The organism is uncultured Mycobacterium sp. (genome assembly GCF_964249325.1).
Classification (GTDB): Bacteria; Actinomycetota; Actinomycetes; order Mycobacteriales; family Mycobacteriaceae; genus Mycobacterium.
Genome location: NZ_CAXUCH010000174.1, coordinates 1 through 9,201, shown reverse-complemented (window position 1 = coordinate 9,201; position 9,201 = coordinate 1). Strand labels below are relative to the sequence as shown.

Genomic DNA, 9,201 nt, shown 5'->3' with positions numbered 1-9,201 from the left:
ATCCCGTCCATAAGCACCGCGGCGACCTCCACCGGATCGGTCCCGGGATCGGGGATCACTGCGAGCCGGCTCAGGTCCGCCCCCATCTCCACAGCGGCCAGCAGCCCAATGTCCGGCTGACCGACGATGGCCGCGTTCCCGCCGGCAGCCGTCACTGCGGCCAGCATGTTCAGCAGCAGCGACCGGGCTCCCGAGACCACCGCCACCGTCCCGCGCGGCAATGCGGCAGGCAGCGTCTCGGCCAGCAGCTGCGGTATCGGCAGCGCGGTTTCCGACTCGGGTAGCAGCTCATCGGAATGGGCGTACCCACGTCGCCCGGCGCCTACTTTCCCAGACACCTCCGCCATCTGCCGGCGCAGCAGTTTCAGCTGCTGAAAGCGGTCACCGTGCCGCTGGTCGAGGGCAAGAGCGCTGGTCATAATCTCCCCTCCTGGGCCGGTCGAACGTCCAATTGTTTTCGAATATATGTTCGATATAGTCGAAGTAAACACCTGACCCCCCGACAAGGTCAAGCGGGCTCCGGATCCCTCGAGGAGGCATCGTTTTCGACTGCCCCACAGGCCTCTTGGGCCTCAGCGATCACTCCGTCACTCACCTCGGGCGAAGGCAATACCGTTTGCCCGCCTTCGAGCGACTTCCGTGCAGTCGTTAGTCGAGCTAATCGCTATGAGGCGGCACAACGACCATCCCACCTCCAGAGCGCCGGGCGAAGGATGCGATGCGCGCAACTGCTAGCCGCCCGCCGCAGTGTGGCTGCTACTCCCACTCGATAGTGGCGGGCGGTTTACTGGTGATGTCCAACACCACGCGGTTGACCTCGGCGACCTCGTTGGTGATCCGGGTCGAGATGCGCTCCAGCACGTCGTAGGCCACCCGCGTCCAGTCGGCGGTCATGGCGTCCTCACTGGACACCGGTCGCAGCACGATCGGGTGTCCGTAGGTGCGGCCATCGCCCTGCACCCCGACTGAGCGGATGTCGGCCAGCAACACCACCGGGCACTGCCAGATCTGGCTGTCCAGACCCGCTGTAGAGAGCTCCTCGCGCGCGATCGCGTCGGCGCGCCGCAGCGTGTCCAGGCGCGCCGCGGTGACTTCCCCGACGATCCGAATCGCCAGACCTGGGCCCGGAAATGGTTGGCGCGCAACGATTTCCTCCGGCAGCCCGAGTTCCCGGCCGACCGCGCGCACCTCGTCTTTGAACAGCAGCCGCAGCGGTTCGACCAGTTTGAACTTCAAGTCGCCGGGCAGCCCGCCGACGTTGTGGTGGCTTTTGATGTTGGCGGTGCCGCTGCCTCCCCCGGACTCGACCACATCGGGATACAGCGTGCCCTGCACCAGGAACTCGATTTCGGTATCGCGGCTCACCACGTCGCGCACCGCGCCCTCGAAGGCCCGGATGAACTGCCGCCCGATGATCTTGCGTTTGCCCTCGGGGTTGGTCACCCCGGTCAGCGCGTCCAGGAAGATCGTCGCCGCGTCGACCGTGACCAGGTTGGCGCCGGTGGCAGCAACGAAATCGCGCTGCACCTGCGCGCGTTCACCGGCGCGCAGCAGCCCGTGGTCGACGAACACACAGGTCAACCGGTCACCGATGGCGCGCTGCACCAGCGCAGCGGCCACCGCCGAATCCACCCCACCGGACAGTCCGCAGATCGCGTGCCCGTCGCCGATCTGCGCCCGCACCTGCTCGACGAGCGTGTCGGCGATATTGGCGGGCGTCCACTCAGCGCCGATGCCGGCGAACTCGTGCAGAAACCGGCTGAGCACCTGCTGACCGTGCGGGCTGTGCATCACCTCGGGGTGGTACTGCACGCCGGCCAGGCGTCGGGCGCGGTTCTCGAACGCGGCCACCGGGGAGCCCGCACTGGTGGCCACCACGTCGAAACCATCCGGTGCAGCGGTGACGGCGTCACCGTGACTCATCCACACCGGCTGGGTCTCAGGCAGATCGGCATGCAGATCGCCGCCGGTGACCACCAGTTCGGTGCGGCCGTACTCGCTGGTGCCGGTGCGCGCGACGGTTCCGCCGAGGCTCTGCGCCATGGCCTGGAATCCGTAGCAGATGCCGAACACCGGGACATTGAGGTTGAACAGTTCCGGATCGAGCTGCGGGGCGCCGTCGGCGTAGACGCTGGCCGGCCCGCCGGACAACACAATCGCCTGGGGGTCACGCGCCTTGATTTCCTGCACCGAGGCGGTGTGGGGGATCACCTCCGAGAACACGCGCGCTTCGCGCACCCGTCGGGCGATCAACTGGGCGTACTGCGCGCCGAAGTCGACCACCAGCACGGGCCGGGGCGATGCTGATTCCACCGGCTTAGTCTATGGGCGCAACGACAACCCAACCGGCGTCACTAAGCAGCGACTTGGTGTCGTGCACGCGAAATTGCCGCCCAGGGATGCATGGCATGGTGAAGTGGTATCGCCGCAACTGCCGTCAGCTGGAAGTGAGGTTGCCTGTGCTGGGTTTACCGGAGACGGTGCACGCCTGTCTGTTCGACCTCGACGGTGTGCTCACCGACACCGCAAACGTGCACACCAAGGCCTGGAAAGCCATGTTCGACGCCTACCTTCGCGAACGTGCTGAGCGCACCGGTGAGCAGTTCGTACCGTTCGACCCAGTCGCGGACTACCGGGAATACGTGGACGGCAAGAAACGCGAAGACGGGGTCCGGTCCTTCCTGGCCAGCCGCGGTATCGAGCTGCCCGAGGGAGAACCGGACGACCCCCCTGACGCCGAGACAGTGCACGGGCTGGGCAACCGCAAAAACGACGCCTTCCAGAAGACGCTGCACGAGGACGGCGTCGAAGTGTTCGACGGGTCGCGACGCTATCTGGAGGCGGTCGCCGACGCGGGACTGAAGGTGGCGGTGGTCTCCTCCAGCGCCAACACCCGCGACGTGCTCGAGGTCACTGGCCTCGACCGGTTCGTCCAGCAGCGAGTGGACGGCGTGACGCTGCGCGAAGAGCACCTGCCCGGAAAGCCGGCCCCGGATTCGTTTCTGCGCGCGGCCGAGTTGCTCGGCGTCGAACCCAGCGCGGCGGCGGTGTTCGAGGACGCCCTGTCCGGCGTGGCTGCGGGCCGCGCCGGAAACTTCGGTTTCGTGGTCGGCGTCGACCGGCTGGGTCAAGCCGAGGACTTGCGCCGCAACGGCGCCGACGTCGTCGTCAGCGACCTGGCCGACCTGCTGTAGGGCGCGGTCATGATCACTGAAGAAGCCTTTCCCGTCGAACCCTGGCAGGTGCGCGAAACCCGGTTGGACTTCAACCTGCTGGCGCAGTCGGAATCGCTGTTCGCGTTGTCCAACGGGCACATCGGAATACGGGGCAACCTGGATGAAGGTGAGCCGCACGGCATTCCGGGCACCTACCTGAACTCGTTCTACGAAGTGCGGCCGCTGCCCTACGCCGAGGCGGGATACGGGTTCCCGGAGGCCGGACAGACCATTGTCGACGTCACCAACGGCAAGATCATCCGGCTGCTGGTCGACGACGAGCCGTTCGACGTCCGCTATGGCGAACTGCTCGACCACGAGCGAACCCTGGACCTGCGGGCGGGAACACTGACCCGCCGCGCGCACTGGCGCTCGCCGGCGGGCAAGCAGGTGAAGGTGGTGTCGACCCGGCTAGTGTCGCTGGTCCAGCGAAGTGTGGCGGCCATCGAGTACGTGGTCGAGGCCATCGAGGAATTCGTCCGGGTCACTTTGCAATCAGAGCTGGTCGCCAACGAGGACCTGCCGGAGAGTTCGAGTGATCCGCGCGTGGCCGCGGTGTTGGACAATCCACTCGAAGCGGTCGAGCAGGACTGCAACGGACAGCGGTCAATGCTGATGCACCGGACCCGGGCCAGCGGACTGATGATGTCCGCCGTGATGGACCACGACATCGAGGTCCCCGGCCGGGTCGAGTACGACACCGACACACGTCCGGATTTGGCGCGCACCACCGTGATCTGTGGACTGCGCCCCGGGCAGAAGTTGCGCATCGTCAAGTACCTGGCCTACGGGTGGTCGAGTTTGCGGTCACGTCCCGCGCTGCGCGACCAGGCCGTGGCGGCATTGACCGGCGCACGCTACAGCGGATGGCAGGGGTTGCTGGACGCCCAGCGCGACTACCTCGACGACTTCTGGGACAGCGCGGACGTGGAGGTCGAGGGCGACCCCGTCGTTCAGCAGGCGGTGCGGTTCGGGCTGTTCCACATACTGCAAGCCAGCGCGCGGGCGGAAGTTCGGGCCATCCCGGGCAAGGGACTGACCGGCAGCGGGTATGACGGCCACGCGTTTTGGGACACCGAGGGATTCGTGCTTCCAGTGCTCACCTATACCGCGCCCCAAGCGGCAGCCGATGCGCTGCGGTGGAGAGCCGCGACCCTGGACCTGGCCAAGGATCGCGCAGCCGAACTCGGCCTGGAAGGCGCAGCGTTCCCGTGGCGGACGATCCGTGGGCAGGAGTGCTCGGGCTACTGGCCAGCCGGGACGGCGGCCTTCCACGTCAACGCCGATATCGCCATGGCGTTCGAGCGCTACCGCATCGTCACCGGCGACCACTCACTGGAGGAACACTGCGGGCTGGAGGTCCTGATCGAGACCGCCCGGCTCTGGCACTCGCTCGGACACCATGACCGGCACGGCGTGTGGCACCTCGACGGCGTCACCGGCCCGGACGAATACACCGCGGTCATGCGCGACAACGTGTTCACGAATTTGATGGCGGCACACAACCTGCGCGTCGCCGCCGAGGCGTGCGCCCGCCACCCCGAACAGTCACGCGCGCTGGGCGTCAGTACCGAGGAGACCGCCGCCTGGCGTGATGCGGCCAACGCCGCGCACATCCCCTATGACGAGGAACTGGGCGTGCACCAACAGTGCGAGGGCTTTACCACCTTCGCCGAATGGGACTTTCAGCGCAACACCACGTATCCGTTGTTGTTGCACGAGCCCTACGTGCGGCTTTACCCGGCACAAGTGATCAAGCAGGCCGACCTGGTGCTGGCGATGCAGTGGCAAAGCCACGCGTTCACGCCTGAAGAGAAGGCGCGCAACGTCGACTACTACGAACGGCGCACAGTGCGCGACTCGTCGCTGTCGGCGTGCACGCAGGCGGTGATGTGCGCGGAGGTTGGGCACCTGGAGCTGGCTCATGACTACGCCTACGAGGCGGCCCTGATCGACCTGCGCGACCTGCACCACAACACCCGCGACGGGCTGCACATGGCGTCGCTGGCCGGCGCCTGGACCGCGCTGGTCGCCGGGTTCGGTGGCCTGCGTGACGACGAAGCGATCTTGTCGCTCAACCCGCGCCTGCCCGACGCCATGGCGTGCCTGCGGTTCCGGTTGCGCTGGCAAGGGTGCCGGCTGACCGTGTGCGCCACCCACGACGACGTCACCTACACCTTGCGCGACGGGCCCGACGGCAAGCTGACGATCCGGCATGCCGGCGAAGAGCTCGAGCTCAGCACCGAAGAGCCGACGACCGTCCCGGTGCAGGTCCGAGAACCGCTGCTGCCGCCGCCGCAACAGCCGCCGGGCCGGGAACCGGTACACCGGCGCACCGTGGCCTCACGCAGACTTGCGGTGCAGACCGGCCCGTCGCCTCGAGCGGCTGACGGCTAACGGGCGATCCGGCGTGGCGGTCAGTGCGGTTCGATGATCCGGGCCACTTCGGTGCCCACCGCCTGCCGCACGTCCTCGTCTGCCATCTCCTCGATACCGGCAGCTGAGCGCAAAAACGGCTCGAATAACCTCCAGCCCAGCTGCAGCGCAACGGCATTGGCGACAGCCAAGCGTGCCTCGCGGTCGCTGTGGTGGCGTGGCCGAACCTGATCCAGCAGCTGCGACACGCCGGGAAACCGGGTCTGCAGCTGCCCCGCCGGATAGCCGTCGAGCAGTGCGCGGGCCATCACCCGCATATGCCGGTCGAAAGCCTGCTCCACCTCGGGCGCCGGCGCGCCGTTCTGCAGCAACGCGGTCGTCGTCATGCCCAAGCGATCGAGCACCGCCCCGACCAACTGTTCCTTGGTGCCGAAGTGGCGAAAGACCAAGCCGTGGTTGACCTTTGACCGGGCGGCGATATCGCGAATCGACGTCGCCGCCGGACCGCGCTCGGCGAACAGGTCGGCCGCGGCCGCCAGTATCGCCGCCGCAACTTGTTCTCGCCCCACGGGCATCGTTGACACCGCCGTAGCCATATGACTACAGTACCGTATGTAGTCAATCGACTACATACGCCGCGCACCCAAGGACCCAGCAATGACGACTTCTCCGATTACCATCACCAAGCTCGGCAGCCGGATCGGCGCCCGAGTGGACGGGGTGCGCCTCAGCGGTGACCTCGACGCCACCATGATCGAGGCAATCCACCAGGCACTGTTGGCCCACCGGGTGACTTTCTTCCGCGGCCAGCACCATCTCGACGACGCCGAGCAGCTGGCGTTCGCTCGGCTGCTGGGCATTCCGATCGGGCACCCAGCCGCGAAGTATCTCGCCGCCGAGAACGCGCCCGTCATCACCCCGATCAACTCCGAATACGGCAAGGCGACGCGCTGGCACACCGACGTCACGTTCGTCGCCAACTATCCGGCCGCATCGATCCTGCGGGCCGTCGAGCTGCCCAGCTATGGCGGCTCGACGCTGTGGGCATCGACTGCGGCGGCCTATGCGGCGCTGTCCGAACCGCTCAAGCGCCTTGCCGAGAGCCTGTGGGCGTTGCACAGCAATCGATTCGACTACGTCGTGGCCGACGCCGCGACCGACGAGCAGCGCGCATTTCGGGAAGCGTTCGAAAAGCCCGATCTCCGCACCGAGCATCCGGTGGTGCGGGTGCACCCGCAGACCGGTGAGCGCACGCTGCTGGCGGGCGATTTCGTGCGCGGGTTCGTCGGTCTCGACAGCCACGAGTCACATGTGCTGCTCGAGTTGCTGCAACGGCGAATCACCATGCCGGAAAACACGATCCGATGGAACTGGGAGCACGGCGATGTCGCGATGTGGGACAACCGGGCCACCCAGCACCGCGCCGTCGACGACTACGACGACCAGCCTCGGCTCATGCACCGCGTCACCCTGATGGGCGATGTGCCCGTCGATGTGCACGGGCGACGCAGCCGGGTGATCAGCGGGGCGCCGCTGGAGGCAGCGCCCGCCGCCGATGCAGACCGGGTTGCGGTCTGAGGAGAAGGCGGGCAATCGGACTCAGCGAGCTGACCAGACGCCGACGCGCTACCCCGCAGAGCTGATCGGCTCGATCGGCAGCCACCGCAGCGCGCCCGGCGCGTCGGCGGGCACCACGGGGTGTTTGGGCGCGATCGGCTCCAGGCGGCGATAGGGCTCACCCTGGGGCGGCCGTAGCTCGTCCTGCCCCTTGTTGGGCCACAAGGAGGCAGCCCGCTCGGCTTGCGCGGTGATCGAAAGTGACGGGTTCACACCAAGATTCGCCGAGACCGCGGCGCCGTCGTGCACGGACAGCGTTGGATAGCCATACATCCGCTGATACGGGTCGATGACGCCGGTTTCCGGGCTGTCACCGATCGCGGCGCCGCCCAGGAAGTGCGCCGTCAACGGGATATTGAACAGCTCTCCCCAGGTGCCGCCGGCGACGCCGTCGATCTTCTCAGCGATGCGTCGAGTCACCTTGTTGCCGATCGGGATCCACGTGGGGTTGGGCTCGCCGTGGCCTTGCTTGCTCGAATACCGGCGGCCTAACAACCCGCGCTTGGTGAATGTGGTGATCGAGTTGTCCAGATTTTGCATCACCAGCGCGATCAACGTCCGCTCGCTCCATTGGCGGACATTGAGCAGCCGCACAGTGCCGCGCGGATCCTCACGCGCCTGCCGGATCAACTGTCGCCACCGGGGTACGTCGCTTCCTTCGGGGCCGGGGCCGTCGGTCATCAATGTCTGCAGCGGTCCCATCGCATTGGAGCCTTTGCCGTAGCGCACCGGCTCGATGTGGGTGTCGGGGCTGGGGTGGATCGACGACGTGATCGCCACACCATGGGTAAGATCGAGATCCGGCGAGAGTTCCAGCTTTCCGGCGCCGACAATGGATTCCGAGTTGGTTCGGGTGAGCACGCCGAGCCGGTGGGACAGCTTGGGCAGCTTGCCCTTGTCGCGCATCTTGAACAGCAGGTGCTGGGTGCCCCATGTGCCGGCGGCCAGCACCAGATGCGTCGCGGTGAACGTCTTCTTCTGCCTACGTACCCAGCGGCCGGTGCGCACGGTCTGCACCCGCCACGTCCCGTCAGGCAGCTGCTCGAAGCCGGTGACCGTGGTCATCGGATGCACTTGTGTACCAGCGCTTTCCGCGAGGTAGAGGTAGTTCTTCACCAGAGTGTTCTTGGCGCCGTGCCGACAGCCCGTCATACACTCGCCGACTTCACGGCAACCTGTGCGGGCTGGGCCCACGCCGCCGAAATACGGGTCGGGCACCGTCTTGCCGGGCGCTTTCTTGCCGTCCGGGCCGAAGAACACCCCGACCGGAGTGGGCACCCACGTGTCGCCGAAGCCCATTTCGTCGGCGACCTCCTTGACGATGCGGTCGGCGTCGGTGAACGTCGGGTTGCGCACCACGCCGAGCATGCGCTGCGCCTGCTCGTAGTGCGGCATGAGCTCGGCGCGCCAGTCGGTGATGTGGGACCACTGCCGGTCGTTGAAGAACGGCTCCGGCGGCACATACAGGGTGTTCGCGTAGTTCAGCGATCCGCCGCCCACGCCGGCGCCGGCGAGGATCATCACGTTGCGCAGCAGATGGATGCGCTGGATGCCATAGCAGCCCAGCTTGGGCGCCCAGAGGAATTTGCGCAGATCCCAGGAGGTCTTGGCGAACTCGTGATCGGCGAACCGGCGACCGGCTTCGAGGACCCCGACGCGATACCCCTTCTCCGTCAGCCGAAGCGCGGTGACGCTGCCCCCGAAACCCGAACCGATGATCAAGACGTCATAGTCAGGTTCCATCGGCCCAGCCTAACCTTCAGCTGCCGACGGTCAGACCGACCTTCTGGAATTCCTTGAGGTCGCAGTAGCCGGCCTTGGCCATCGACCGGCGCAGCCCACCGACCAGGTTCAGCGACCCGAACGGATCGTCGGACGGGCCGCCCAACACCTGCCGCAGCGGGGCCCGCTCCCCAACCGCCACCTGCAGCAGCGCGCCCCGCGGCAGCGACGGGTGCGCGGCCGCCGCCGGCCAGAACCACCCGTCGGCGAG

The 9,201-nt window shown here is 66.9% G+C and carries 6 protein-coding genes and 2 pseudogenes; 3 read left to right on the top strand and 5 right to left on the bottom strand.

The window, feature by feature from the left end:
- Positions 1-419: pseudogene (locus ACFE99_RS18455) on the bottom strand (hypothetical protein); the annotation flags it as partial.
- Between the two features lie 337 nt (positions 420-756).
- A complete protein-coding gene (guaA, locus tag ACFE99_RS18450; RefSeq protein ID WP_375487789.1) occupies positions 757-2,313 on the bottom strand; it encodes a glutamine-hydrolyzing GMP synthase in 1,557 nt (518 codons plus the stop codon).
- Between the two features lie 95 nt (positions 2,314-2,408).
- Between guaA and ACFE99_RS18445 the strand changes: the two genes are divergently transcribed.
- Together ACFE99_RS18445 and ACFE99_RS18440 are read left to right on the top strand one after the other, a co-directional pair.
- A complete protein-coding gene (locus ACFE99_RS18445) occupies positions 2,409-3,194 on the top strand; it encodes a beta-phosphoglucomutase family hydrolase (protein ID WP_375487787.1) in 786 nt (261 codons plus the stop codon).
- Between the two features lie 9 nt (positions 3,195-3,203).
- The gene (locus ACFE99_RS18440; RefSeq protein ID WP_375487785.1) at positions 3,204-5,612 is read left to right on the top strand and encodes a glycoside hydrolase family 65 protein; all 2,409 of its coding nucleotides are present in this window, start codon (positions 3,204-3,206) and stop codon (positions 5,610-5,612) included.
- A gap of 20 nt (positions 5,613-5,632) precedes the next feature.
- Here the strand turns inward: ACFE99_RS18440 and ACFE99_RS18435 are convergent, their stop codons facing one another.
- Complete coding sequence (locus ACFE99_RS18435; protein ID WP_375487783.1) at positions 5,633-6,187, bottom strand: TetR/AcrR family transcriptional regulator; 555 nt, start codon at positions 6,185-6,187, stop codon at positions 5,633-5,635.
- A gap of 61 nt (positions 6,188-6,248) precedes the next feature.
- On the opposite strand from ACFE99_RS18435, the gene ACFE99_RS18430 reads away from it, so the two are divergent.
- On the top strand, positions 6,249-7,169 hold the full coding sequence (locus tag ACFE99_RS18430) for a TauD/TfdA dioxygenase family protein (RefSeq protein WP_375487781.1): 921 nt from the start codon (positions 6,249-6,251) through the stop codon (positions 7,167-7,169).
- Between the two features lie 48 nt (positions 7,170-7,217).
- On the opposite strand, the gene ACFE99_RS18425 is transcribed toward ACFE99_RS18430, so the two are convergent.
- Together ACFE99_RS18425 and ACFE99_RS18420 are read right to left on the bottom strand one after the other, a co-directional pair.
- Positions 7,218-8,951: a GMC oxidoreductase gene (locus tag ACFE99_RS18425; protein ID WP_375487779.1), complete on the bottom strand. Its 1,734-nt coding sequence runs from the start codon at positions 8,949-8,951 to the stop codon at positions 7,218-7,220.
- 16 nt (positions 8,952-8,967) lie between these two features.
- Positions 8,968-9,201, bottom strand: a pseudogene (locus tag ACFE99_RS18420) (GuaB3 family IMP dehydrogenase-related protein); the annotation flags it as partial.